This is a genomic window from Erythrobacter sp. S227 (genome assembly GCF_057364925.1).
Window position 1 is genome coordinate 532,508 of sequence record NZ_CP200280.1, and the last position, 22,679, is coordinate 555,186.

The window sequence follows — 22,679 nt, forward strand, 5'->3', positions numbered from 1 at the left end:
TTTCGAGTGCGCCTGTGCCAGTACCCCCATTGACAGGCAAGCACAGCTTCGCCAAAGGGGCGCCTCTCGGCAGCAAGGCATATGCCTTACTTCATTGAGCAAACGCCCGAAGCGGCGTTTAATTCAAGGCCCATGTGTGGACAGGTGGCCGAGTGGTTAAAGGCAGCAGACTGTAAATCTGCCCGCGCAAGCGTACGCTGGTTCGAATCCAGCCCTGTCCACCACCGGCTCCCACTAAAGGCTCCCAAACCAGCTTCTATCTCCTGCGTCAGTAGCCGACCGGCTTTCTAGGATTTGCCGGATTTTGCCAATTGGTCGAACTCATCCAATTCTTCCAGATCGTCTTGGCCCATGATTTCGGCCATCTGCTCCCGGAACAGAGGATCCCATTCGGTCCGTAGCTTTTTGATCAAAGCGATCATTTCCTCATTTTCCCATGGCGGCGTTCCAAAATCGAAGGCCTCGGCCATCGGAAGCATAGTGCTGCGATCCAGTTCCTCGAATTTCTGGGTCATCGCATTGGCCCGATCACTTGAAATGCCGAGAGCTTCGTATGCTGACCGTCCCATGCGCAAGCTGCTGTCATAGGTCTCGCGAATAATGTCCCGGCAGCCAAGGGACCAAAGCTCGAACACGTGGCTTCTGTCGTAGGCGCGGGCGACAATGTGCACATTGGGGAAATTCTTCACGACGTGGGAGACAAGTTTGTTGGTTGCCTCTTTGTCGTCGATTGCAATCACCAGCAGGCGGGCCTGATCAATTCCAGCCGATTTCAGCAGGTCAGGCCGCGCGGCATCTCCGAAATAGGTGCGAATGCCAAATTTGCTCAAACGGTCGATCTGGGCAGAGGAATAGTCGATCACCGTCGTGCGATATCCAGCGGTTTCAAGCATACGGTCGACGATCCCGCCAACACGTCCGCGCCCCGCTAAAATGATGTCGGAAGGTTCGTCGATATCATCAAAGGCACGCTCGCGGCCTTTTTGATAATACCGCAAGATCACCTTGTCGTAGAAGATAAACAGAAGCGGCGTGATAAGCATCGACATGGCAACGATCAGAAGCAGTTGATCAGCAAGAGGGACGGGCAGAACATGCGCGCCCACGGCAAAGCTCAGTAGAACAAATCCAAACTCGCCCGCTTGGGCAAGGCCCAGTGAGAAGAGCCAGCGATCCTGTCCCTTGATGCCGAAAAAGGTTCCTAGTGCGTAAAGCACTGCGATCTTGGTGCCGACCAATACCGCGGTCCAACCCAGAACACTGGCATAACTGTCGAACAATAGAGTGAAGTTGATCCCTGCGCCCACGGTGATGAAGAACAGGCCCAACAAAAGACCCTTGAACGGTTCAATGTCGCTCTCAAGCTCGTGCCGGTATTCACTGTTCGCGAGCACAACACCTGCAAGGAATGTCCCGAGCGCAGGGGAGAGACCGACCACGGTCATCAGCAAAGCGATACCGACCACAACCAGCAGAGCGGTCGCAGTGAACAATTCGCGCAGGCCTGCCATTGCAATAAAACGGAAAAGCGGGCGGGTGAGGTAATTTCCGGCAAACGCCACAAAGGCGATAGCGGCAAGGGTCGCAAGGCCCGCAGCCCAAGCGGGGAGGCCTTCAAGGATATTGATACCACCCCCGTGGTCGTCCCCGCCATGTTCGCCGGCCGCGCTCGCAGCTTCCGCCGCCAGCTCGGGAATCGCGAGGAGCGGGATGATCGCCAGCATCGGAATGACCGCAATGTCCTGGAACAAGAGAACCGAGAAGGAGGACTGCCCGCCTTCTGTCTTCATCAGACCCTTTTCATCGAGCGTTTGCAGGATGATAGCTGTCGACGACAGGGCGAGGATCATCCCCACTGCAAGCGCGGTTTGCCATGCATTGTCCACCAAGAGCGCATAGCCCGCCATGATCGCCATAGTGATAAGCACCTGCCCGCCGCCAAGGCCAAGAAGCCGTACGCGCAGTTCCCATAGCTTTCGAGGTTCAAGCTCAAGACCGATGAGGAACAACATCATGACCACGCCAAATTCGGCAAAGTGCTGAAGCGAGATCACATCCACGCCAAGCGTCTCAAGCGCCGGGCTGATCGCCATACCCGCAATTAGGTAGCCAAGGACCGATCCAAGACCGAGGCGTGAGGCGATCGGCACTGCGACAACACCGACTGCAAGAAGGATAGTGGCGAGCAAAAGGAATTCTGTCATGCTAGTGAGCTATGACGGGCCGAGCCGCAAACTCAAGGAGTTTGCAAGCAGTGCTGCATTGCATGGCCTTCTTGTGGAGCCGGGCGCGTGGTTGTGGCTTTGCCGGAAATGGTGGCTTGCAGCACACCGAGAGCGGCCCTATTCGTGCGCGTCATGCAAGACACAGTCACAAACGAAAACATTTCGGTAGAGGGTGCGGTGCTCACCGGTCGCCCTGTTATCTCTTCAACCGGGCTATTCACCCCGGAAGATTCTATCACCAACGAGGAACTCGTCGCCAGCTTCAACGAATATGTGGACCGCTTCAACGCCGCCAATGCCGATGCAATCGAGGCGGGCGATGTAGAAGCGCTCACATATTCCTCTGTGGGCTTCATCGAGAAGGCCAGCGGCATCAAAGCGCGCCACGTCATGAGCAAGGCACCGATCCTTGATCCGGACATTATGAGCCCGCGCTGGGATGAGCGTTCCAATGATGAACGCTCCATGATGTGCGAGATTGGCGTGACCGCCGCGCTTCAGGCGCTGGAGCGGGCAGGGCGCGATCCGAAGGATGTCGACGCGGTGCTGTGCGCTGCTTCCAATATGGAGCGGCCTTATCCTGCCATGGCAATCGAAATTCAGCAGGCGCTCGGGATCGAGGGCTTTGGCTTTGATATGAATGTGGCGTGTTCTTCGGCGACATTCGGTATCCAAACCGCTGCTGATTATGTGCGCGCTGGCAATGCAAAATCTGTTCTGGTGGTGAGCCCGGAAATTACATCAGGTCACCTCAATTGGCGCGACCGGGACAGCCATTTTATCTTTGGTGATGTGGCAACGGCGGTATTGGTCGAGGATGAAGCGATCGCTCCCAAGACGCATTGGGAAATCCTTAGCACCAAGCTCAAAACTGTTTTCTCGAACAACATTCGCAATAATTTCGGCTTTTTGAACCGTGCATCGCCGGAGAATGCTGGCAATGCAGACAAGCTTTTCATTCAGGAAGGGCGCAAGGTTTTCAAAGAAGTTGTACCGATGGTTGCCGAGATGATCATCGAAGAAGCAAAGCGCCTCCAGATGGATCCAACAACCCTTCGCAGGCTTTGGCTGCACCAGGCGAACGCGGGGATGAACCGTTTGATTGCGCAGCGGGTTTTGGGACACGAGGCCAATGATGACGAAAGCCCGACTGTGCTCGACACCTATGGCAACACCTCGTCAGCAGGCTCGATCATCGCCTTCCACTCGCATAGCGATGATTTGAAGGCGGGCGATACCGGGCTGATTTGCAGCTTTGGTGCCGGCTATTCGGCTGGAACTGTCTTCGTTCGCAAGACTGCTTGATCGCAGGCGCTCAGCACACAATTGGTAAGGGATAAAGCGCAAGGCTGATCACGGGGCAGTTGTCCCCGAGGCAAGCAGTGCCTAAATGGATGATCTATGGCAGGTGAAATTCTCGATAATCAGGGCCGCGGCGAAGCAAGCTGGGGTTGGCCCCCAATCCATCCCGAAGGGCGCAAATACGGCGTAATCGCAGCAGCGATTGCACTGGTTCCGCTATTCTTTGGATGGCAGTTCATTGGCTGGCCTTTGCTGCTTTTGTCACTGGGCGTCCTCGCGTTTTTCCGCGATCCGGAGCGTGTCGTGCCGCAGGATGAAAACTCGATTGTCGCGCCTGCCGATGGGCTTGTGACCCTTATCCAGGAGGTCGAACCGCCTGCGGAAATGCTGGGTAATGACGGGTCGGGCGTCCCTGGCTTATCGCCCGGGCCGGTTACGCGTGTCTCCATTTTTATGAGCGTTTTTGACGTCCACATCAACCGCGCACCCATTGCGGGCACGGTTCAGCGCGTGGTTTATATTCCCGGCAAATTTGTGAATGCCGACCTCGACAAGGCCAGCGAAGAAAACGAACGCCAGCTTGTCCTGATCGAACGCAGCGATGGTCTGATGATCGGATTTACCCAGATTGCAGGTCTTGTGGCTCGCAGGATCGTACCATTTGTGAAACCGGGCGATACGGTTGCAAAAGGGCAGCGCGTTGGCCTCATCCGCTTTGGTAGCCGGGTCGATGTGTATCTTCCTGCGGGCACGCAGCCCAAGGTCCTTATGGGACAACGGATTGTGGCAGGTGAGACGATCCTTGCCGAGGTTGGGGCCACCGCACTTCTTGAAGGGATAGCGCAATAGCTGCGCTGCCGGGCCTTCTGTGAGCGAGCCTTCATCTGCGAACGAGGGCAGCTCGAACATTGCCCGTGTAGGGCCTAAAGCCGCCGAGGCTGACGGCCCTCTGCCAATTGAGCCGACCTTTGAGGACGATGACATCGTCGAGGCAAAGGGCGGGCTGTCGCTAAGGGGCATGGTCCCCAATGCGATAACCGCTGCTGCCCTTTGTGCAGGGCTTACCGGTGTTCGCTTCGCAATCGACGAGAATTGGTCATTTGCGGTTTTGGCGATTGTTGTTGCTGGCATTCTTGACGGAATGGACGGGCGGATCGCACGGCTTTTAAACGCGCAATCGCGCTTTGGGGCAGAGCTCGACAGTCTGGCTGACGCCCTTTCATTCGGGATGGCGCCTGCGTTGATCCTGTTTTTGTGGACGTTGAATGATTTGACCCGCTTCGGCTGGTTTGCCGCCTTGGCCTTCGCCATTTGCTGCGCTTTGCGGCTTGCCCGCTTCAATGCGCAGCTTGATGTCGATGACCAGCCTCACAAATTAGCGGGGTTCCTGACCGGTGTGCCTGCGCCTGTTGGCGCCGGGCTTGCGCTGACCCCGCTGTGCCTATGGATTGAGACGGGCCTGGAGATCTTTCGTGATCCCGTTTTCAATGCCATCTGGATCAGCACAATCGGTGTGCTCTTCATCTCGAATATGGCGACGTTGAGTTGGACAGCGATCAGGCCTCAGCGCGATATTCGCATTTGGCTTATCGCACTCGTGGCAATCGGGTTTGCTGCGGCATTACTAGAGCCATGGTGGACCATGAGTGCGATCAGCGTGAGCTATCTCGTCTTTATGCCCTATTCGTTGATCCGATACGGAAAGATCAAGCGCGCCAAAGCCGCCGATGACCGTGTTCTTGGTAGTGACTGAAAAATCAACCAAACGCCTGGGCAGCGCCGAGTTTCGACCGCTTTGCTCCACCAAAGCCGCTCTGCCGTGCCCGCGAAACCGATGTTCTGCGGGCAGTGCGATGAAGTGGTTGGCGCAGTCTTAGCTCGCTCGCCTCAACTTGAGGTACAAACCCTGCGTCGAGGAGCTGCTGCTCACGAAACGTGCGCCAGAATGCGGCACGCGCCTGCACCCATGTGTCGAGGAGCGTGAGCCCTGTCGCCAGAGCGGTGATCACAAAAAGGCATGTCACAATCATGGCAATAATCATCAATGGGCTCCTAGAGTCTTACGTTTCGTTCGGTCTTTGTTCTCTCGCCTTGTTCACTAAGTGTTCCGCCCTAGTCAAGCAGTTTGTTCCATTTGTGTTCTTTTCCTTGAAGAACACACTAGATTTTGTGTGCAAGCCCGCCTATGTGCGCCGCACTCGCTTCGACCGGTCCGCGAATCAGCGCGAATCACCTGCAAGCGAAATTCACATGGCAGGCGCAACATACCGGTGCCACGGCGGGATCTCCGCCAACGGTCACAAACGCCCTTCCAGAGGACTAACCGGAAAGGAAATACCCTATGGCGACCACTACCGTCACCATGCAGCAATTGATTGAAGCCGGCGCACACTTCGGCCACCAGACCCACCGTTGGAACCCGCGTATGAAGCCGTATATCTTCGGCGCGCGCAACGGCGTTCACATTCTTGACCTGTCACAAACCGTTCCGCTCTTTGCGCGCGCTCTCGACTTTGTCGAGAACACCGTTCGCGCTGGCGGTAAGGTGTTGTTCGTTGGCACCAAGCGTCAGGCGCAAGAGCCTATCGCTGAGATGGCGCGTCAATCGGGCCAGCACTTTGTAAACCACCGTTGGCTGGGCGGCATGCTCACAAACTGGAAAACCATCAGCGGTTCGATCAAGCGTCTCAAGACCCTTGAAGAGCAGCTTTCAGGCGACACCAGCGGCTTCACCAAGAAAGAGGTTCTGCAACTCACCCGTGAGCGTGACAAGCTTGAGCTTTCACTTGGCGGTATCCGCGATATGGGCGGCGTCCCTGACGTGATGTTCGTGATCGATGCCAACAAGGAAGAGCTCGCGATTAAAGAAGCAGCTGTTCTGGGTATCCCTGTGATCTGCGTGCTCGACACCAACACCGACCCAACCGGCATTGCGTTCCCGATTCCGGGCAATGACGATGCAAGCCGTGCTGTGCGTTTGTACTGTCAGGCGATTGCTGATGCAGCGAATGCTGGTCGTGGTCAGGCTGTTGAAACGTCTGGCCAAGACTTCGGTGCGATGGATACGCCTCCTGCCGAGGCAGCCGCTGAAGAAGCACCCGCTGCAGAAGCGTAAGTTCGCATTTCTGATAGCGCGTCAGAGCGCTGTCATAAAACCAATCTAGCGCGCCGGGCTTGAACCCTCCCTTGGGTGCAACCCGGCGCCCCCAAACTATCAAAAGGAAATCACCATGGCTGCTTTTACCGCTGCTGATGTGAAGAAACTGCGCGAATTGTCTGGCGCAGGCATGATGGATGCAAAGAAAGCCCTGACCGAAGCTGATGGCGACATCGACGCAGCGGTTGACGCGCTGCGCGCAAAAGGCCTTGCAACCGCTCAAAAGAAATCCAGCCGCACCGCTGCTGAAGGCCTCGTAGGCGTTGCTGTTGAAGGCACGCGCGGCGTTGCTGTTGAAGTAAACTCAGAGACGGACTTTGTTGCGAAGAACGACCAGTTCCAGGACTTCGTTCGCAAGACGACCACCGTTGCGCTTGGCGTAGACGGTGACGATGTTGAAGCTCTCAAAGCTGCTGGCTACCCAGACGGTGGCAGCGTTTCTGATAAGCTCACCGACAACATCGCAACCATCGGTGAGAACCAGCAGGTTCGCCGCATGAAAACCGTGACTGTGACAAGCGGTGCAATCGTTTCCTACGTCCACAACGCAGCCGCTGAAGGCCTCGGCAAGATCGGTGTTCTGGTGGCTTTGGAAAGCGACATTGCAGCCGACAAGCTCGAGCCGTTTGGCAAGCAGCTTGCCATGCACATCGCTTCGATGTTCCCGCAGGCGCTGAACGCTGACGGTCTCGACGAAGACGTTATCGCCCGCGAGCGCGCGATTGCACAGGAAAAGGCAGCCGAAAGCGGCAAGCCTGAAAATGTGCAAGAGAAAATGGTCGAAGGCGCGATCAAGAAGTTTGCCAAAGAAAACGCTCTGCTCAGCCAGATGTTCGTGATGGACAACAAGACTTCTGTCGAAGACACGGTTGCCAAGTTCGGCAAGGACAATGGCGGTTCGGTTGTCTTGAAAGACTACGTCCGCTTCCAGCTGGGCGAAGGCATCGAGAAAGAAGAAAGCGACTTTGCAGCAGAAGTTGCAGCGGCCGTCGGCGGGTAAGCGCCAACATACGCTTTCAATTGAATTGGCAAGGCCGCCGCGGGGAAACCTGCGGCGGCCTTTTTGTTTGTCTCTTGTTTTGTTAGTCATGGGTGCATGGAACTGAAGCGCAGCCTTTTTACATCGACAATTGCCGTATTGGCTCTGCTTCCTTCTTGTGCGCAGGAGCAAGCGGCTGACCCTATTGCCACTTTTGACTGGGAAATGTTGGGTGATCCCGATCCAACCATCCTTCATGGTGAGGATCCATATTACCTAATTCTTGAGATAACTAAAAACGGCAAACTGAGGCTTGATGCCAAAGAGATTCCGAACGCTGAGAGGCAGTTGGCTTTTGAGAAACTAGAGGCAAAGGGCATTTACCAGCTTGGAATTAGACCTCAGGCTGACACTCGTTTTATCGACGTCGTGAGCCAAATGTCATTCCTGAAACAGAGATTTCGGCCTGAAATGCCGTCATACACCAAGATTGGCTTCGAGGGATCCGAACAGTACTTGCAGTTACTTTCGAGCTCCTCCGACGAACTTTCTACCGATGCAAAGGGCAGCGAATTTGACGGACCAGTAGCAGAGACTGAACTTGCTGTTCTTGTGCGCTATTCCAAGGCCGATGGGGTGTGCAGGGCTTTTCTCGACGGCGAGATAGTCTCCTTCGAACAGCTCTACGAGAATGGGTTCCGCGCACTAGACACTTTGGTGGAAGAAAAGGGTGGCACGGAAGCTGTCCTCAATGATCTCGAGTGGTTTAACGGCATCCTTGCGCGTCTAAGAGCGGACAAAGACACCCCATGGCGCTGTGTAGCTGCGGCTCACTCGGGGATTAGGGGTTCAGGATGGCCGAAAGTTCGGTTCGAGGTGATGGAGAGCTTGCCGCAAACCACTCGCCCATTGTGAGCTAGTCGAAGCATCAGGCCGAACGAGCGCGGGGCAGGCGAGGTCCACTTTTCCTACATACCCCTGATTTGCTAACCCAAGCGCGGCTCTTTCTCCTCGTTGGTCCCCTTTGCATTTCGGCGGCGGTTAAACGTCCGCGCGCTGCTGCTTGCAGCTGGCGAAACGCAAGTTGACACTTGATCGCGTCAATTCCCGGTCAGGGCTCTGAACTATAAGTGAAAACCCGAAAACCCGAACTTTCCAAAAGCCTGGGGTTTGGTGTTCCCTTTCTTACCCGTAATCCTCATCGCCTAACACCATCCCTCTTGGCATAATCGCGCCTGCCGGATAAGGGCTCGGGTCAAGCGCAAATTCCTGCATGGAGACCGATCCTGTCATGACCCTTCCTCCCATCAAACGCGTTCTCCTTAAGCTTTCAGGCGAAGTGCTGATGGGAAACCAGGAATATGGCATCGACCCTGAATATGTCGCGCGCCTTGCTGAAGAGGTGAAGGCGGCCAAGGACAGCGGCATCGAAGTCTGCCTTGTGATAGGCGGGGGCAATATCTTTCGGGGTATTTCGGCGGCGGCCAAGGGGCTTGACCGGACGACGGGCGATTACATGGGTATGCTCGCGACAGTGATGAACGCGCTGGCGATGCAAAACGCCTTGGAGCAGGCGGGTGTGCAAACCCGGGTGCAGAGCGCAATCCCGATGGCGAGCGTGTGTGAGCCCTATATTCGCAGGCGCGCTGAGCGTCACCTTGAGAAAGGGCGGATCGTGATCTTTGCAGCGGGCACGGGCAATCCGTTCTTCACGACTGATACCGGCGCGGCCTTGCGGGCGGCTGAGATGAACTGCGATGCGCTATTGAAAGGCACCAGCGTTGACGGCGTCTATGACAGCGACCCCAAGCACAACCCCGATGCCACCCGCTTTGACACAATCACTTACGACCAAGTGCTAGCCGATAACCTCAAGGTAATGGACGCAACCGCCGTTGCGCTTTGCCGCGAGAACAATATCCCGCTAGTGGTCTTTTCAATCCGTGAAAAAGGCAATGTTGCCAAGGTGCTCTCAGGCGAGGGCACCCAAACGATCGTACAAAAGGACTGATGGGCAATGGCTCAGTATGACAAGTCAGACATCGAACGCCGTATGGCTGGCGCTGTGGAATCGCTCAAAGGGGACCTTTCGGGTCTTCGCACAGGACGCGCGAACGTGGCGCTGCTCGATCCGGTTGTCGCCGAGGTTTACGGCGCGATGATGCCGCTTAGCCAAGTTGCCACCGTTTCCGCACCAGAGCCGCGCATGCTGGCCGTGCAGGTGTGGGACAAAAGCAATGTGAGTGCGGTCGAGAAAGGGATTTCCAAAGCGAACCTTGGTTTGAACCCGATGACAGACGGCCAAACCATCCGCTTGCCGATGCCCGATCTTACCGAGGATCGCCGAAAGGACTTGGCAAAACTTGCCGGTGAATATGGCGAGAAGGCGAAAGTCGCCGCGCGCAATGTCCGCCGCGACGGGATGGAAAGCCTCAAGGCCGACGAAAAGGCCAAGGAAATCTCGGAAGACGAGCGCAAGCGTTTGGAAGACGAGGTTCAGAAGCTTACCGACAAATATGTCGCGGACATTGACGCTGCGATTGAAAAGAAGGTTCAGGAAATCCTGACGCAATAATGGGCATCGGGCTGCGAACTTAGGGGTGGAGCTTGAGCAAGAGCTCAGACACAGGTGCCAGGCACGTCGCTATCATCATGGATGGCAATGGCCGCTGGGCGAAGAAGCGGGCGATGCCGCGCGCCCTTGGCCATCAGCGCGGGGTCGAAGCGGTGCGTCGCCTTGTGCGCGCGCTGGAGCCGATGAACCTCGATTGCCTGACGCTTTACGCCTTCAGTTCGGAAAACTGGAAACGGTCGACCGATGAGGTCGATGACCTGATGAACCTGATGCGCAAGTTCATCAAATCGGACCTGGCCGAGTTTGTCGCCAACGATGTGAAGCTGAAAATTATCGGCGATTGGCGCGGGCTTGCGCCTGACATTGTGGCCATGCTTGAAGATGCTTTGGAGCGGACCGCAGGCGGCACACAGACGCTGGCAGTGGCGCTCAATTACGGGTCACAAAACGAGATTGCGCGGGCCGCGGCAAAGGCAGCGGACAAAGGCGAAATCACGCCTGAGACTATCGCAGCCGAGCTCGATACCGCAGACTTGCCGCCGCTCGACCTGCTGATCCGCACCAGCGGCGAAATCCGGCTCTCGAACTTCCTGCTGTGGCAGTCTGCCTATGCGGAGATGCTGTTTGTTGATACGCTTTGGCCGGATTTCAAACCTGAGCACCTAAGCAAAGCTTTGGAAGACTTTGCGCAAAGGGAGAGGCGCTATGGGGGACGCTGAAGGTCAAAAGGCTGCGCAGAATAACGCGCAACCCTCCAGAACATCTGATCTGCCTGTAAGGTTCGTGTCGGCCGTGGCGATGATCGCCGTGTCGGTGATTGCTCTTTGGCTGGGCGGCTGGTTCTGGATCGGCTTTGTCATCTTGCTTGCAGGGTTAGTGCTTTGGGAATGGAACCTCTTGGCACGCGGCTTTGGCATTTCTGCCATAGGCGAGGTTGTATGGCAGTTCTTTGGCGCGATTTACGTCGGTGGGGCTGCTCTTGCGATGATTGCGGTACGCAATGGCTGGGGTTTCCTGCTTGGAGATGGCGCAACGCTTGGCTATGACATGTGGTCGGTGCTGTTCGCATTCTTCGTGCCCATCATCGCGGTTGATGTTGGCGCCTATTTCTCGGGCCGATTGATCGGCGGCCCCAAGATCGCCCCTTCTATCAGCCCTTCAAAAACCTGGGCCGGATTTATCGGCGGGGCAGGGGCGGCGGCACTTGTGGCTTTGGCAGTGGAAGCCGCGGATTTCGGACCGGCAGCAGCAATGCCGGGTTATTCGATCGGAAGCCTTGCAGGGGCCGTGATCGCTGGCGTTCTGATCGCGGTCATCGCGCAAGGGGGAGACTTCTTCGAAAGCTGGATGAAACGGCGCGCGGGCGTCAAAGATTCAAGCAACCTTATTCCCGGCCATGGCGGCGTGTTTGATCGCCTCGACGGATTTATCGCAGTGTTCTTCGTGCTGTTTCTCTTCGCCTTTGTTCCAGCATTTGCGGGGTTCTGATCGTGCGTACAATCACTGTTTTAGGCGCGACGGGCTCTATCGGGGCCTCGACCCTCGATCTAATCCGCCGCAATCCGGATGACTGGCAGGTTGATGCGCTTACCGCCCACTCGAGTGCTGCTGAGCTTGCAAAGCTTGCTCGCGAATTTGGGGCAAAGTTCGCAGTCGTCAGCGATGAAAGCGCGCTGCCCGAGCTGAAATCCGCGCTTGAGGGCAGCGGCGTTATTGCCGCTGGCGGGGCAGGGGCCTTGTGTGATGCGGCCAAACGCCCGGTTGATATGACCGTTGCCGCGATCGTCGGATGCGCAGGTCTGGCACCCACAATGGCAGCGGTGGAGCGCGGGGGAACTATCGCCCTTGCGAATAAAGAGGCGCTGGTCTCTGCAGGCGCGGTGATGACAAGCGCTGTCGCCAAGCACGGTGCAACCCTGCTTCCCACAGACAGCGAACACAATGCCATCTTCCAATGCCTTGCAAGCGGAAAGATCGAAGATGTCGCAAGGATCACTTTGACGGCAAGCGGTGGCCCATTCCGCACCTGGGATGCCGCTGCGATCCATGCCGCAACGCCCGAGCAGGCGGTGGCTCACCCCAATTGGTCAATGGGCGCAAAGATCAGCGTCGACAGCGCCACGATGATGAACAAGGGCCTTGAATACATCGAGGCGCATCACCTGTTTCCGGTTGGGCTGGAACGCCTCAGGATCGTGGTGCACCCGCAAAGCGTCATTCATTCCATGGTCGAATACCGCGACCGCTCAACTCTGGCGCAGCTTGGCCCATCGGATATGCGCGTGCCGATTGCTTCGTGCCTTGCGTACCCTAACCGAATGGAAACCCCGCTCGAGCCGCTCGATCTGGCCGGCATTGGCGAACTGACATTCCAGGCGCCCAATGAAGAGCTTTTCCCCGCCACCCGTATTGCGCGCGAGGCGATTGAGGCGGGCGGGGCGGCTCCTGCTATTCTTAATGCTGCGAATGAAGTGGCGGTCGAGGCTTTCCTCGCTGGTCAGATTGGGTTCAGCCGCATTACTGCAGTAGCCGAGGAGACGTTAGAGCGCTATGACGCCGGGTCACCGGGCACTCTGGAAGATGTGCTCGCAATAGATAGCGAAGCGCGGATAAGCGCCGCTGAGGCTTTGGAGCACGCACCCCTTGTTTGAGCAGCCCCCTTTCTGGATGTACTTCATCGGCTTTCTGGCTTTGCTGGGGCCGCTGGTCACTGTCCATGAGCTTGGCCACTATCTTGTCGGTCGGTGGTTTGGAGTAAAGGCGGAAGCCTTTTCCATTGGTTTTGGTTCGGAAATCGCGGGTTGGACCGACAAGCAGGGCACGCGCTGGAAGCTCTCCTGGCTGCCGCTGGGTGGCTATGTTCAGTTCAAGGGCGATATGAACCCCGCGAGCATTCCGAACGCTGATGCGCCGCTTGAAGGTCATGCCAATGATGGCAGTTTCCAGAACGCGTCGCTTTGGAAGCGGGCCTTGATCGTTGCCGCAGGTCCGGTCACGAACCTTGTGGTGGCAATCGCAATTTTCGCAGCGTTTTTCGCCATTTACGGCAATCCCACCATTGTAGGAGCCGAAGATTCGCGCACCGTGGGTGAGTTTGCCGAAGAATCGGTCGCGCGCGATGCGGGCATGCAGATCGGCGATACCATAACCGAGATTGACGGAGAAGCAGTCTCCGATTTTGAGGAGATCCGCACCAACATCCTGCTTTATCCGGGCAAGGAAATGGTCCTCACCGTCCTTCGCGATGGCAGTGAAGTGGACATTCCTCTGACCACCGCGCGGGTCGAAGACGTCGACGCTTTTGGCAATGTCAGTGTCCTTGGCCGGATTGGCGTTGGCCCTGCGGGCGGTCGGTATGAATTTGAAGAGGTTAGCCTTCTCGGCGCTATTCCGCTTGCCGCAGAGCAATGCTGGGAGATCACCGGAATGATGGTCACAGGCATCAAGCAAATCTTCACCGGAGAGCGTTCGATCAAGGAGTTGGGCGGACCGGTCAAGATCGCCAAATACTCGGGCGAGCAGATGAGTCTTGGTTTTCTCGCCTTTGTGAATTTCGCAGCTCTGATCTCGCTTAATTTGGCATTCATCAACTTCTTGCCAATCCCTGCCCTCGATGGCGGGCATCTGGCCTTTTATGCCGCCGAAGCGATCCGCCGCAAACCGGTTGGAGCGCAGGCGACAGAATGGGCCTATCGCACCGGCATTGCGCTTGTGCTGTTGTTCATGGTCGTTGTGACCTGGAATGACATCACAGATCTGTTGCCAATCGGCAGCTAACCGGGCCCCGTAAATCGGGCTTGCTTCGTGAGTGTGCTTGGTTAGAGGCACAGGTCATCGAAGAAAGGGGGCGGGCAATCGTGTATTGTCCGGTCATAGTGCGCTTAGCCTTCTTGACCGTTGCACGCAGCATCGGGCAGAGGCGAAAGCTGTTTAATGAGCGGTGAGGCCATCTGGCCAAGCCACACGCGTTTCGGGCAGGCGCATTGACTACGGGTTGGACGGGATAGATCATCCATGAAGTTTTGTGAGCAAGCAGGCGTTAGCCTTGCGTCTTCTAAAAATACCGGTGCCAAATCTGCAGTGAGCCGTTTTGGTCTTGCTCTTTCTGGTGCCACTATGCTGGCTGGTGTTCCTGTTGCGGCTTTCGCACAAGATGGGACGGCACCTGCTGCACAGCCTACGCCCGCTCCTGCACCGGCTCCAGCGCCATCAACAAACACGATCCGTTCGATCAACGTGATTGGCGCCGAACGTCTCGAGCCGACCACGATCCTTTCCTACATCCGCCTTCGCGTTGGGCAGGAATATACATCTGCTGCCGCGGATGAGGCCCTTAAGGATTTGGGCGCGACCGAGCTCTTTGCTGATTTCAATATCAGCGCTGAAAATGGCAATGTCGTCATCAATGTTGTCGAGAACCCGGTGATCAACCGCATCGTTCTTGAAGGCAATGAGCGGATCAAGAACGACAAAATCCTGCCGGAAATTCGCCTTGCCCCGCGCCAGATTTTCACCCGCTCCAAAGTCCGCGCGGACGTTGCTCGTATTATCGAGCTGTATAAGCGTCAGGGCCGCTTTGCTGCGACCGTAGAGCCGCAGATGGTCTCGCTCCCGCAGAACCGGGTCGATATCGTCTTCGAAATTACCGAAGGTCCCAAGTCTAAAGTTCGTCAGATCAACATCATCGGCAACGAGCAATTCTCTGACAGCGAGCTGCGTAGCGAGATGGTGACGAAGCAATCGCGTTTCTTCCGCTTCTTCAGTTCCAACACCAGCTATGACCCGGACCGTCTGGCCTTTGACCAGCAAAAGCTGCGTCAGTTTTACCTGACCGAAGGCTATGCCGATTTCCGCGTTGTCTCGGCCGTGGCCGAGCTTACGCCGGACCAGCAGGACTTCATCATCACTTATGTGGTGGAGGAGGGCGAGCGCTACAACTTCGGCGAGGTCGAAGTGGATAGCCAGCTGCGCGACTTTGACGGTGATGCGCTCGCAAGCGGTCTCAGCATCCAGACCGGTGAATTTTACAATGCGAAGACCGTCGAAGATACGGTCGAATCCCTGACGGAGCTCGCAGGCCGGTTCGGTTACGCATTTGCGGACGTACAGCCGCGTTTTAACCGTAATCCCGAAGATCTGACGATGGATATCACCTTCATCCTGCGTCAGGCGCCGCGTGTTTATGTCGAGCGCGTCGATGTGAACGGCAACACGCTGAGCCAGGATAAGGTTATCCGCCGTGAATTCCGTTTGTCGGAAGGTGATGCGTTTAACTCTCTTGGCGTTCAGCGAACCACAGCACGGATCAACTCTCTTGGCTATTTCCAGGAAAACTTCGAAGTCAGCCAGGTAGAAGGCTCCGCGCCTGACCGGATCGTGCTCGAAGCGAATGTTGAAGAACAGCCCACCGGCGAACTTCAATTTTCGGCCGGTTTCTCCTCGATCGAGCGGTTCATTCTCGCAGGCTCCATCCGCCAGCGTAACTTCCGTGGCCGGGGCCAGACTGTTGGCCTGTCGCTGAACTTCTCGCAGTTTTCGCGTTCGGCACAGCTAAGCTTTACCGAGCCATATCTGTTCGACCGCAACATCTCGGCAGGCGCGGACATTTATCGCCGCGACTTCAACAGCTTCAACCGGTTTGACGGCAACCGTAACAACACGTTTGAACAGTCCACCACAGGCGGCGCGTTCCGTGCCGGTGTGCCTCTGACCGAGTTCATGTCCCTGGTTGGTAGCTACACGCTGAACTATGACGAAGTCAGCCTGGATGAAGGCATCTTCTTTACTGATAATGATGGCGACGGCATTCTCGGGAACAGCCCGGATGATTTTTGTGATCCGGCACGCGCTGGCCGCTTCCTTTGTGACCAACTTGGTAATCGCCTAAGCTCGATTGTGGGCGTTAGCGTCAACTACAACACCTTGAATTCGGGCTTCCGTCCAACAGCGGGGCGGCAAGTTTCGCTCAGCACGGAATTTGCAGGACTTGGCGGCGATGTTCGCTACCTGCGTTTCCGAGGTCAGGGGCGTCAGTTCTGGAACCTGTTCAACACCGGATTTATCTTCTCGCTCGCGCTTGAAGGCGGGGCGGTTATTCCTTTGCGTGACCGCGAAGGTGTCGGCGTTGATGACGTGTTCCTCACCGACCGGTTTTTCCTTGGTGAACCACAATTCCGCGGCTTTGACATTCGCGGTGTAGGGCCGCGTGTGCTGCGTCAGGCTGCCCTTCCAAATCCCGATGTGAGCTCTTTGGCTTTGCTCGACGATGACGGAAATGTTCTCTTCAACCAGGAGCGGCGGCAACAGCGTGATGACGCGCTGGGCGGCCGTTACTACTACCTTGGCCGCGCCGAAATTGAGATCCCTCTGGGCACAGGCGCACGCGAATTGGGTCTTCGTCCATCAGTTTGGGTTGATGTGGGCGCACTTTGGGGTCTGGAAACACCCGTCCTGGATAGCACCGCAGTATTTGCTGAGCGTATTGAGACGCCGATCCTCGATGACAATGGTGACCCGACCTTTGATGACAACGGCAATCCGATCGTATCGGTCAACTTTGTTGATACTCTCAACCCGATCGCGGCTGATGGCGTTACGCCAAATGCGATTAGCTCAAACAATGTTCGCGAGATTTTTGTTGGCGATTCGTCCAGCCCTCGCGTCACCGCAGGGATCGGCGTGAACTGGAATTCGCCCTTTGGTCCCTTCCGCATCGATTTCTCCCAAACGATCCGCAAGGTCGAGGGAGATGATGAAAAGACACTCACGTTTAACGTAGGAACACAATTCTAATGACCCGTTTCACCAAAACACTGCGTGCTGCAGGCCTCGCCGCTTGCGCCGTTTTCGCCGCTGATTCGCCAGCGACTGCTCAAGTCGAAGGCCGCATCGCGACCGCTGATGTGAGCCGCGCCATCATTGGTTCAAGCGCGCTTCAAACCGCCTACAACCAGATAGGCACGACTTATGCTGCGCAAATCGAACAGCGCACGACAAAGCAGCAGCAATTGACACAGCTGCTCCAGCCGTTTGACACAAACGGCAACGGCCAGCTTGACGATGCTGAACTTCCTGCTGTTCAGGGTGCAGCGAATTTCCCACAAATTCAGACGCTTGAACAGGAAGTTGCAGCGCTCAGCAGTCAGGTGAACGCCGCGCGCATCTTCGCAGTGGACCAAATTCTGGCGCAATATCCAACGGCTCTGACCGATGTGACGACACAACAGCGTATCGTGCTCGTTGTGCAGCCGGAAACGCTGCAATTCGCAGCAGAGGGCGCGGACATCACGCAGCAGATTACGACAGCGCTCAACACCCGCGTGCCGTCTGTTCAGATCGTTCCGCCAGCGAACTATCGCCCGACCCAGAACGCAGCGCAGGTCTTTCAGGAGATCCAGCAAACCCTCCTTCGTGCCCAGCTGATCCAACAGCAACAAGCCGCACAGCAGCAGCAACAGCAGCCAGCCGCTGCGCCTTCGGGCCGCTAAGCCGCGCGAAAGAGCAGGGGGCAGGATATGAGTGAAGAGCAGACTTCGGCGCAGCCGATAACCGACTACGACATTCACAAAATCCTCAAGGCGTTGCCACATCGCTATCCGCTATTGCTTGTGGATCGGGTGCGCGAAATTCATCTGAATGAACGCATCCACGCGGTGAAAGCCGTGAGCATGAATGAGGAGTTTTTCCAGGGGCATTTCCCCGGCGCTCCCATCATGCCCGGCGTGCTTCAGATCGAGGCTTTGGCTCAGGCGGCGGCGATACTCGGGATTGAGACGTTGGGCCTTTCCGGGACTGGCAAGCTGGTGATTTTCATGGGCATTGACGGAGCAAAATTCCGCGCACCTGTGACGCCGGGCTGTCTGCTCGACCTTGAAGTTGAGTTCCTGCAGCAACGCCGCACGATCTATAAGTTCAAGGGCAAAGCCAGCGTTGAGGGCAAAACCACATGTGAATGCGAATTCACCGCAATGATTGCTGATCCGCCCAAGGATTGATTTTGCAAGTTTGCTTGCAATTTTCGGAGGCGGCGTTATGTGCGCCGCTTCTTCCAGTTTTATAGCAACTCCGGTCGGTACCGGAGCACGCTCACAAGGATAAAGATGATGAAAGCCGAAGGGCACCCACAATATCACATGATCACGGTCAAAATGACCGATGGTACCGAGTTCCAAACACGCTCGACTTGGGGCAATGAGGGCGAGACACTCGCACTCGACATTGACCCGACAAGCCATCCTGCATGGACCGGCGGTAACCGTCAGATCCAGGAAGGCGGCCGTGTGGCAGCGTTCAACAAGCGCTTTGGTGGCCTTACACTCAAAAAGTAATCGGCTTCCGATTGGAATTGAAAGAGGGCGGTCCTGCGGGGCCGCCCTTTCTTTTTGGCGGTTTGGTTAGACCCGTTCGAGCGGGATATGCGGGCCTTTGGTCGGCTCCACCCGGATCGGATCACCTGCACGCACTTCGCCGCTTTTTATCGCAACGCACATAATACCTGCTTTGCGCACGATCCCCTGCGGCGTCTTAAGCGCAACTTCCTTGAGAAGGCCGGGTGCGAATGCGTCAATCTGGGCACATGGATTGCGCAGGCCGGTGACCTTGAGCGCGGCTTCTTCGCCAATGTGCAGGACCGTGTCCCGTCCAAGCGCAAGCAGGTCTAACCCTCGGGTGGTCACGTTTTCACCCAAGTCGCCGGGATTGATGGCAAAACCTTTCTCCGCCACCTCATCGAACAATTCGGCGTGCATGAGGTGGACTTGCCGCAGGTTTGGCTGAGTGGGGTCCGCACGTACTCGGCTCAAATGCTGGACCCGGTCACCTGCGTGAGCATCGCCTTCGACACCAAAGCCAGCAATGATGCGGATAGAGGAGACGGGACGCTTGGAGAAAGCGTGCGTGCTGTCTTTATGGACCGCTTTTACAATCTCTGATCCGTTTACCACGGCCATTCCCGTTCCCGATACCATTTGGTGATGACGTATTTTACGCCTTTCCTCACCTTCATCCCGTGGTGCAGCGTGTTGGGGTTTAGCTCTCCGTCAGGGCGTTTGTTGTTCCAGCACAGGAGTTTTCCAATCTCGGGTTGAAAGGTTTTGCCTACGACTTTGAACCGGGTTGCTCCGCCTGCTTCGACCTCGTTCAAATAAATCATAAAGGTCCATGTGCGCTGGCCAGAATCACTGCAGAATTTCTCGAAATCCGCTGTGCCGGGCGTGAAATAGTCCGTGTGCGGCTTGAACTCCTGTCCCACGTCATAGCGTTGCCCCTGAACCGGTTCGCCCAGAGCCGGGTTGATGCCGTTCAGATCATGCAGCAGCGCATCGAGCTTCTGAACCACTGGGTCCCTGCGCGCGAGGTCGCAGGTTTCGCTGGTACGGAAGTAATCATCGCCATTGGGGTCCGCGATTGTGCTCGGCCGCCGGTCATGATCGATCATCGCGATCAATTGCTTGCAGTGCTCAGGCGTGAGGAAGTTCTTTATCTGAAACAGCTCAACCTTGGAGTGGGGCACGCGCTGTGCGCCCGCCTGCTTTTCAAGGTTTGCTGCAACAGAATCAGTGGTCACATCCATGATTTCGAGAGTTTAGGAGCGGGGCGCGCCTAAGCAAGACTGCATAGAGCACAAACCCTTGTGTAATATAATTGCGCAAAGTGCGATTGATGGCAGTTTTCGCTTCCAATGCTGGCGACATTGTGCAATTGGCTCGCGCCCGCCTAAAGCGGTCTTGACCTTGGCACTTGTTCGAGCAATGGCGCCCATCGCAGCGCTCTCTTGCAGAGGACCCAATGGTCATCCAATGGTGCGGGGCATGTGGCGATCGTAGCTCAGTTGGTTAGAGCGCCGGTTTGTGGTACCGGAGGTCGGGGGTTCGAGACCCCTCGATCGCCCCATTTTCCCCCTTGGACTGTCCCGTCTGGGTCCAATGAAGAGGCGCGCCGACAATGTGCGGGGCCTTGATTTATGACTGCTTTTTGGACCGAAGCCGATTTTGACGACCATGAATTCGTGCATTTTGTGCGCGATCATGCATCGGGTCTCACAGCGATTATTGCAGTCCACTCTACCCATCTTGGGCCGGGTGCCGGCGGCACACGCTTTTGGCATTACCCAAACCCCAAAGACGGTCTTCGCGATGCTCTGCGCCTGTCGCGCGGGATGAGTTACAAGAACGCCATGGCGGGTCTTCCTGCTGGTGGCGGGAAAGCGGTGCTGCTTGCTGATGAAGCGCGTACCAAAACGCCCGACATGCTCGCAGCCTTCGCTCGCGCCGTTGAAGGGCTGAATGGTCGCTATATTACCGCGCAGGACGTGGGCATGTCGCAGGATGACATGGTTGCGCTCAAATCGCACACAGATCATGTCGCGGGGCTTCCCGGGCAGGGCGGCGATCCGGGGCCTTACACGGCGCGCGGTGTTTTCCTTGGTGTAAAGGCTGCAGCCGAGCGCGCTCTTGGAGCGACCGATATGCGCGGCGTACGCGTTGCCGTTCAAGGGCTGGGCAGTGTTGGCGGCGGTTTGGCGCGCTATCTTGCGAAAGAGGGCGCTGAGCTTATTCTTGCAGATATCAACCAGGACCGCGCAAACGCGATGGCGCAGGAACTGGGCGGAACTGCCGTTTCCACCGATGCAATTCTGAGCGCGGAGGCCGATATTGTCAGTCCCAATGCTTTGGGTGCGATCATCACCGAGCAATCGATTGAAGCCTTGAAGGCAAAAGTCATCGCTGGTGGTGCCAACAACCAACTCGCCACGGGCAGCGAAGGAAAGATGCTACAAGATCGCGGTATTTTGTACGCGCCCGATTACGTGATCAACGCAGGCGGGATCATCAACGTTCTGCGGCACGTCGACAACGCCGATGATGCAGAGATCAATGCGCGCATCGACCGTATTCCCGGCCGTTTGACCCAAGTCTGGGACGAAAGCGACAAATCAGGCCAATCACCCGATCTGGTCGCTGATCGCATGGCTCAGGAACTTATTGGCCGCGCATAAGTACGTTTGCGTGGGCTGTTGCAAAGTTTGCGCTCTTGCGAGGGCGGCTGAGCACTCTATGACGGTTCGCAAGAGGTAAACGTCCGTTGCATATTTACGCGAACCCGAAACGATTTTTGTCACTGGCAAGCTGGATGACCCCGCTCTTCTTCTGGAGCGGGCTGGCTATGGTTGTTGGTTCGATAGGCTGGGGCCTCTTGGCGGTCGCGCCTGACCGGTTGATGGGCGAGACTGTCCGCATTCTCTTTATTCACGTGCCTGCCGCTTGGCTGGGTATGGGTGGATGGACCGGAATTGCGATTTCCTCAGCTGCGCTGCTTATCTGGAAGCATCCGCTCGCAGGTCTTTCTGCGCGCGCGATTGCGGTGCCGGGTATGGTGTTTACCGGCATTTGTCTGGCCACCGGCTCCATTTGGGGCCGTCCGACGTGGGGCACCTGGTGGGAATGGGATGGACGGCTTACCAGCATGTTGGTGCTGCTCTTCCTTTACGGCGGGTATATCGCCCTCGCGCAGGCAACCGCGCGAGAGGGTGGCTCGCCCAAGATCCCGGCAATCCTTGGCATTGTGGGCGCGATTATTGTGCCGATTATCAACCGTTCGGTCGTGTGGTGGAATTCGCTCCACCAACCCCCCAGTCTGACCGCTGGCAAAAGCTCGATTGATCCCGAATACCTCTGGCCGCTGCTGATCTCGACCTTGGGCTTCTCGCTTTTGTTCGGTGCGATTGTGTTGATGCGGATGCGCGCCCTTATTGCAGAACAACAGGTCGAGGCGCGTCTGCGCCGCCGCGCTTTGGACGAAGATGTGACACCTGTCACACCCTCTGGCATGGAGACCGCGTAATGCGTGAGGCATTGGACCATTGGCCCTTTGTGATCGGCGCGTACGCCGTCGGCGGGGTCGCTATGGGATTTCTTATCGCGTGGAGTTACACCACGATGCGTAAAGCGGAAAAGCGCCGCGAGGAGATGAAGCGCAAATGAAGGCCAAACATCAGCGAATGACCTTGGTCATCCTTGCTTTGATTGCGGTGGTGGCCGCAGGCCTCATCGCGGCCTGGGCGCTGCGCAGCCAAGCGAACTATTTCTACCTGCCCGAGCAAATGGCAGCCGAGCCGCCAGCGGTCGGTCAAGCAGTGCGCCTTGGCGGCATGGTGGCAGCGGATTCCATCAAGACGGCCGATGATGGGATCACGGTGAACTTTCTGGTCACAGGCAACACCGACGACATGATCCCGGTGACGTACAGCGGCATTTTGCCTGATTTGTTTGTCGAAGGGTCCGGTGTTGTTGCCGAAGGCTCTTTGCAAGAGGATGGGACCTTCCTTGCAAGCAATCTGCTTGCCAAGCACGATGAGAATTACGTCCCGCGCGAGCTTGAAGGGCTAGAAGGTCACAAGAATAGCGACGCTTACGCGGAAACCGTGGCGGGGTTGGAGTAAAG

General features: G+C 56.7%; 24 protein-coding genes and 2 tRNA genes. 22 read left to right on the top strand and 4 right to left on the bottom strand.

Annotation, left to right across the window (positions count from 1 at the left end; all coding sequences use genetic code 11):
- Positions 1 to 138 precede the first annotated feature (138 nt).
- Positions 139 to 224, top strand: a tRNA-Tyr gene (locus AC0V6Q_RS02520).
- Positions 225 to 287: 63 nt separating this feature from the next.
- Here the strand turns inward: AC0V6Q_RS02520 and AC0V6Q_RS02525 are convergent.
- Positions 288 to 2,204, bottom strand: a complete 1,917-nt coding sequence (locus AC0V6Q_RS02525) for a cation:proton antiporter domain-containing protein (protein WP_486166859.1) — start codon at positions 2,202 to 2,204, stop codon at positions 288 to 290.
- 153 nt (positions 2,205 to 2,357) lie between these two features.
- On the opposite strand from AC0V6Q_RS02525, the gene AC0V6Q_RS02530 reads away from it, so the two are divergent.
- The 3 genes from AC0V6Q_RS02530 to AC0V6Q_RS02540 all read left to right on the top strand — a co-directional run bounded on the left by AC0V6Q_RS02530 (position 2,358) and on the right by AC0V6Q_RS02540 (position 5,280).
- The gene (locus AC0V6Q_RS02530) at positions 2,358 to 3,530 is read left to right on the top strand and encodes a beta-ketoacyl-ACP synthase III (RefSeq protein ID WP_486169229.1); all 1,173 of its coding nucleotides are present in this window, start codon (positions 2,358 to 2,360) and stop codon (positions 3,528 to 3,530) included.
- A 96-nt stretch (positions 3,531 to 3,626) separates the two neighbouring features.
- Positions 3,627 to 4,376, top strand: a complete 750-nt coding sequence (locus AC0V6Q_RS02535) for a phosphatidylserine decarboxylase (protein ID WP_486166860.1) — start codon at positions 3,627 to 3,629, stop codon at positions 4,374 to 4,376.
- A gap of 19 nt (positions 4,377 to 4,395) precedes the next feature.
- Positions 4,396 to 5,280 (top strand): CDP-alcohol phosphatidyltransferase family protein, encoded by an 885-nt coding sequence (locus tag AC0V6Q_RS02540; protein ID WP_486166861.1) that lies wholly within the window; start codon positions 4,396 to 4,398, stop codon positions 5,278 to 5,280.
- A gap of 4 nt (positions 5,281 to 5,284) precedes the next feature.
- Here the strand turns inward: AC0V6Q_RS02540 and AC0V6Q_RS02545 are convergent, their stop codons facing one another.
- Positions 5,285 to 5,569, bottom strand: a complete 285-nt coding sequence (locus AC0V6Q_RS02545) for a hypothetical protein (protein ID WP_486166862.1) — start codon at positions 5,567 to 5,569, stop codon at positions 5,285 to 5,287.
- A 299-nt stretch (positions 5,570 to 5,868) separates the two neighbouring features.
- Here AC0V6Q_RS02545 and rpsB point away from each other — a divergent pair, with 299 nt between their 5' ends.
- From rpsB to rpmE, 13 genes are all read left to right on the top strand, one after another.
- Entirely contained in the window at positions 5,869 to 6,642 is a 774-nt protein-coding gene (gene rpsB / locus AC0V6Q_RS02550) for a 30S ribosomal protein S2 (protein ID WP_486166863.1), read from the top strand.
- A 115-nt stretch (positions 6,643 to 6,757) separates the two neighbouring features.
- Positions 6,758 to 7,684 carry a translation elongation factor Ts gene (tsf, locus tag AC0V6Q_RS02555; RefSeq protein ID WP_486166864.1) on the top strand — a complete coding sequence of 309 codons (927 nt, stop codon included), beginning with the start codon at positions 6,758 to 6,760 and terminating at the stop codon, positions 7,682 to 7,684.
- 96 nt (positions 7,685 to 7,780) lie between these two features.
- Complete coding sequence (locus AC0V6Q_RS02560) at positions 7,781 to 8,578, top strand: hypothetical protein (RefSeq protein ID WP_486166865.1); 798 nt, start codon at positions 7,781 to 7,783, stop codon at positions 8,576 to 8,578.
- A 376-nt stretch (positions 8,579 to 8,954) separates the two neighbouring features.
- Positions 8,955 to 9,674, top strand: coding sequence for a UMP kinase (gene pyrH, locus AC0V6Q_RS02565; protein WP_486166866.1), 720 nt, complete (start codon positions 8,955 to 8,957; stop codon positions 9,672 to 9,674).
- A 6-nt stretch (positions 9,675 to 9,680) separates the two neighbouring features.
- The gene (gene frr, locus AC0V6Q_RS02570; protein ID WP_486166867.1) at positions 9,681 to 10,238 is read left to right on the top strand and encodes a ribosome recycling factor; all 558 of its coding nucleotides are present in this window, start codon (positions 9,681 to 9,683) and stop codon (positions 10,236 to 10,238) included.
- A 77-nt stretch (positions 10,239 to 10,315) separates the two neighbouring features.
- A complete protein-coding gene (gene uppS, locus AC0V6Q_RS02575; protein WP_486169230.1) occupies positions 10,316 to 10,957 on the top strand; it encodes a polyprenyl diphosphate synthase in 642 nt (213 codons plus the stop codon).
- Positions 10,944 to 11,726: a phosphatidate cytidylyltransferase gene (locus AC0V6Q_RS02580; protein WP_486166868.1), complete on the top strand. Its 783-nt coding sequence runs from the start codon at positions 10,944 to 10,946 to the stop codon at positions 11,724 to 11,726. Before uppS ends, AC0V6Q_RS02580 begins: the two co-directional genes overlap by 14 nt.
- 2 nt (positions 11,727 to 11,728) lie before the next feature.
- Positions 11,729 to 12,889, top strand: a complete 1,161-nt coding sequence (gene dxr / locus AC0V6Q_RS02585; RefSeq protein WP_486166869.1) for a 1-deoxy-D-xylulose-5-phosphate reductoisomerase — start codon at positions 11,729 to 11,731, stop codon at positions 12,887 to 12,889.
- Between the two features lie 16 nt (positions 12,890 to 12,905).
- Positions 12,906 to 14,015 (top strand): RIP metalloprotease RseP, encoded by a 1,110-nt coding sequence (gene rseP / locus AC0V6Q_RS02590; RefSeq protein ID WP_486169231.1) that lies wholly within the window; start codon positions 12,906 to 12,908, stop codon positions 14,013 to 14,015.
- Positions 14,016 to 14,354: 339 nt separating this feature from the next.
- Positions 14,355 to 17,030: an outer membrane protein assembly factor BamA gene (gene bamA / locus AC0V6Q_RS02595; protein WP_486169232.1), complete on the top strand. Its 2,676-nt coding sequence runs from the start codon at positions 14,355 to 14,357 to the stop codon at positions 17,028 to 17,030.
- Positions 17,030 to 17,725 carry an OmpH/Skp family outer membrane protein gene (locus tag AC0V6Q_RS02600; protein WP_486166870.1) on the top strand — a complete coding sequence of 232 codons (696 nt, stop codon included), beginning with the start codon at positions 17,030 to 17,032 and terminating at the stop codon, positions 17,723 to 17,725. The genes bamA and AC0V6Q_RS02600 overlap by 1 nt, the downstream gene beginning before the upstream one ends.
- Before the next feature lie 27 nt (positions 17,726 to 17,752).
- Positions 17,753 to 18,232, top strand: a complete 480-nt coding sequence (gene fabZ / locus AC0V6Q_RS02605) for a 3-hydroxyacyl-ACP dehydratase FabZ (RefSeq protein ID WP_486166871.1) — start codon at positions 17,753 to 17,755, stop codon at positions 18,230 to 18,232.
- A gap of 108 nt (positions 18,233 to 18,340) precedes the next feature.
- The gene (gene rpmE / locus AC0V6Q_RS02610; RefSeq protein ID WP_486166872.1) at positions 18,341 to 18,565 is read left to right on the top strand and encodes a 50S ribosomal protein L31; all 225 of its coding nucleotides are present in this window, start codon (positions 18,341 to 18,343) and stop codon (positions 18,563 to 18,565) included.
- Between the two features lie 66 nt (positions 18,566 to 18,631).
- Here the strand turns inward: rpmE and AC0V6Q_RS02615 are convergent, their stop codons facing one another.
- A complete protein-coding gene (locus tag AC0V6Q_RS02615) occupies positions 18,632 to 19,186 on the bottom strand; it encodes an MOSC domain-containing protein (RefSeq protein ID WP_486166873.1) in 555 nt (184 codons plus the stop codon).
- Complete coding sequence (locus AC0V6Q_RS02620) at positions 19,174 to 19,809, bottom strand: prolyl hydroxylase family protein (RefSeq protein WP_486166874.1); 636 nt, start codon at positions 19,807 to 19,809, stop codon at positions 19,174 to 19,176. The genes AC0V6Q_RS02615 and AC0V6Q_RS02620 overlap by 13 nt, the downstream gene beginning before the upstream one ends.
- Before the next feature lie 243 nt (positions 19,810 to 20,052).
- Between AC0V6Q_RS02620 and AC0V6Q_RS02625 the strand changes: the two genes are divergently transcribed.
- The 5 genes from AC0V6Q_RS02625 to ccmE all read left to right on the top strand — a co-directional run bounded on the left by AC0V6Q_RS02625 (position 20,053) and on the right by ccmE (position 22,677).
- Positions 20,053 to 20,129, top strand: a tRNA-His gene (locus AC0V6Q_RS02625).
- A 70-nt stretch (positions 20,130 to 20,199) separates the two neighbouring features.
- Positions 20,200 to 21,234: a Leu/Phe/Val dehydrogenase gene (locus AC0V6Q_RS02630; RefSeq protein WP_486166875.1), complete on the top strand. Its 1,035-nt coding sequence runs from the start codon at positions 20,200 to 20,202 to the stop codon at positions 21,232 to 21,234.
- 86 nt (positions 21,235 to 21,320) lie between these two features.
- Positions 21,321 to 22,079, top strand: coding sequence for a heme ABC transporter permease CcmC (ccmC, locus tag AC0V6Q_RS02635; protein ID WP_486166876.1), 759 nt, complete (start codon positions 21,321 to 21,323; stop codon positions 22,077 to 22,079).
- Entirely contained in the window at positions 22,079 to 22,219 is a 141-nt protein-coding gene (locus tag AC0V6Q_RS02640) for a heme exporter protein CcmD (protein WP_486166877.1), read from the top strand. The genes ccmC and AC0V6Q_RS02640 overlap by 1 nt, the downstream gene beginning before the upstream one ends.
- Positions 22,216 to 22,677 carry a cytochrome c maturation protein CcmE gene (gene ccmE / locus AC0V6Q_RS02645; protein WP_486166878.1) on the top strand — a complete coding sequence of 154 codons (462 nt, stop codon included), beginning with the start codon at positions 22,216 to 22,218 and terminating at the stop codon, positions 22,675 to 22,677. The genes AC0V6Q_RS02640 and ccmE overlap by 4 nt, the downstream gene beginning before the upstream one ends.
- Positions 22,678 to 22,679: the final 2 nt, after the last annotated feature.

Coding starts and splice junctions, on each gene's coding strand:
- AC0V6Q_RS02525 (WP_486166859.1), bottom strand. CDS start 2,204: ATGACAGAATTCCTTTTGCTCGCCACTATCCTTCTTGCAGTCGGTGTT.
- pyrH (WP_486166866.1), top strand. CDS start 8,955: ATGACCCTTCCTCCCATCAAACGCGTTCTCCTTAAGCTTTCAGGCGAA.
- fabZ (WP_486166871.1), top strand. CDS start 17,753: ATGAGTGAAGAGCAGACTTCGGCGCAGCCGATAACCGACTACGACATT.
- AC0V6Q_RS02640 (WP_486166877.1), top strand. CDS start 22,079: ATGCGTGAGGCATTGGACCATTGGCCCTTTGTGATCGGCGCGTACGCC.
- AC0V6Q_RS02580 (WP_486166868.1), top strand. CDS start 10,944: ATGGGGGACGCTGAAGGTCAAAAGGCTGCGCAGAATAACGCGCAACCC.
- bamA (WP_486169232.1), top strand. CDS start 14,355: ATGCTGGCTGGTGTTCCTGTTGCGGCTTTCGCACAAGATGGGACGGCA.
- frr (WP_486166867.1), top strand. CDS start 9,681: ATGGCTCAGTATGACAAGTCAGACATCGAACGCCGTATGGCTGGCGCT.
- uppS (WP_486169230.1), top strand. CDS start 10,316: ATGGATGGCAATGGCCGCTGGGCGAAGAAGCGGGCGATGCCGCGCGCC.
- AC0V6Q_RS02560 (WP_486166865.1), top strand. CDS start 7,781: ATGGAACTGAAGCGCAGCCTTTTTACATCGACAATTGCCGTATTGGCT.
- AC0V6Q_RS02600 (WP_486166870.1), top strand. CDS start 17,030: ATGACCCGTTTCACCAAAACACTGCGTGCTGCAGGCCTCGCCGCTTGC.
- AC0V6Q_RS02530 (WP_486169229.1), top strand. CDS start 2,358: ATGCAAGACACAGTCACAAACGAAAACATTTCGGTAGAGGGTGCGGTG.
- AC0V6Q_RS02620 (WP_486166874.1), bottom strand. CDS start 19,809: ATGGATGTGACCACTGATTCTGTTGCAGCAAACCTTGAAAAGCAGGCG.
- ccmE (WP_486166878.1), top strand. CDS start 22,216: ATGAAGGCCAAACATCAGCGAATGACCTTGGTCATCCTTGCTTTGATT.
- AC0V6Q_RS02545 (WP_486166862.1), bottom strand. CDS start 5,569: ATGATTATTGCCATGATTGTGACATGCCTTTTTGTGATCACCGCTCTG.
- tsf (WP_486166864.1), top strand. CDS start 6,758: ATGGCTGCTTTTACCGCTGCTGATGTGAAGAAACTGCGCGAATTGTCT.
- rseP (WP_486169231.1), top strand. CDS start 12,906: ATGTACTTCATCGGCTTTCTGGCTTTGCTGGGGCCGCTGGTCACTGTC.
- AC0V6Q_RS02535 (WP_486166860.1), top strand. CDS start 3,627: ATGGCAGGTGAAATTCTCGATAATCAGGGCCGCGGCGAAGCAAGCTGG.
- rpmE (WP_486166872.1), top strand. CDS start 18,341: ATGAAAGCCGAAGGGCACCCACAATATCACATGATCACGGTCAAAATG.
- rpsB (WP_486166863.1), top strand. CDS start 5,869: ATGGCGACCACTACCGTCACCATGCAGCAATTGATTGAAGCCGGCGCA.
- AC0V6Q_RS02615 (WP_486166873.1), bottom strand. CDS start 19,186: ATGGCCGTGGTAAACGGATCAGAGATTGTAAAAGCGGTCCATAAAGAC.
- AC0V6Q_RS02630 (WP_486166875.1), top strand. CDS start 20,200: ATGACTGCTTTTTGGACCGAAGCCGATTTTGACGACCATGAATTCGTG.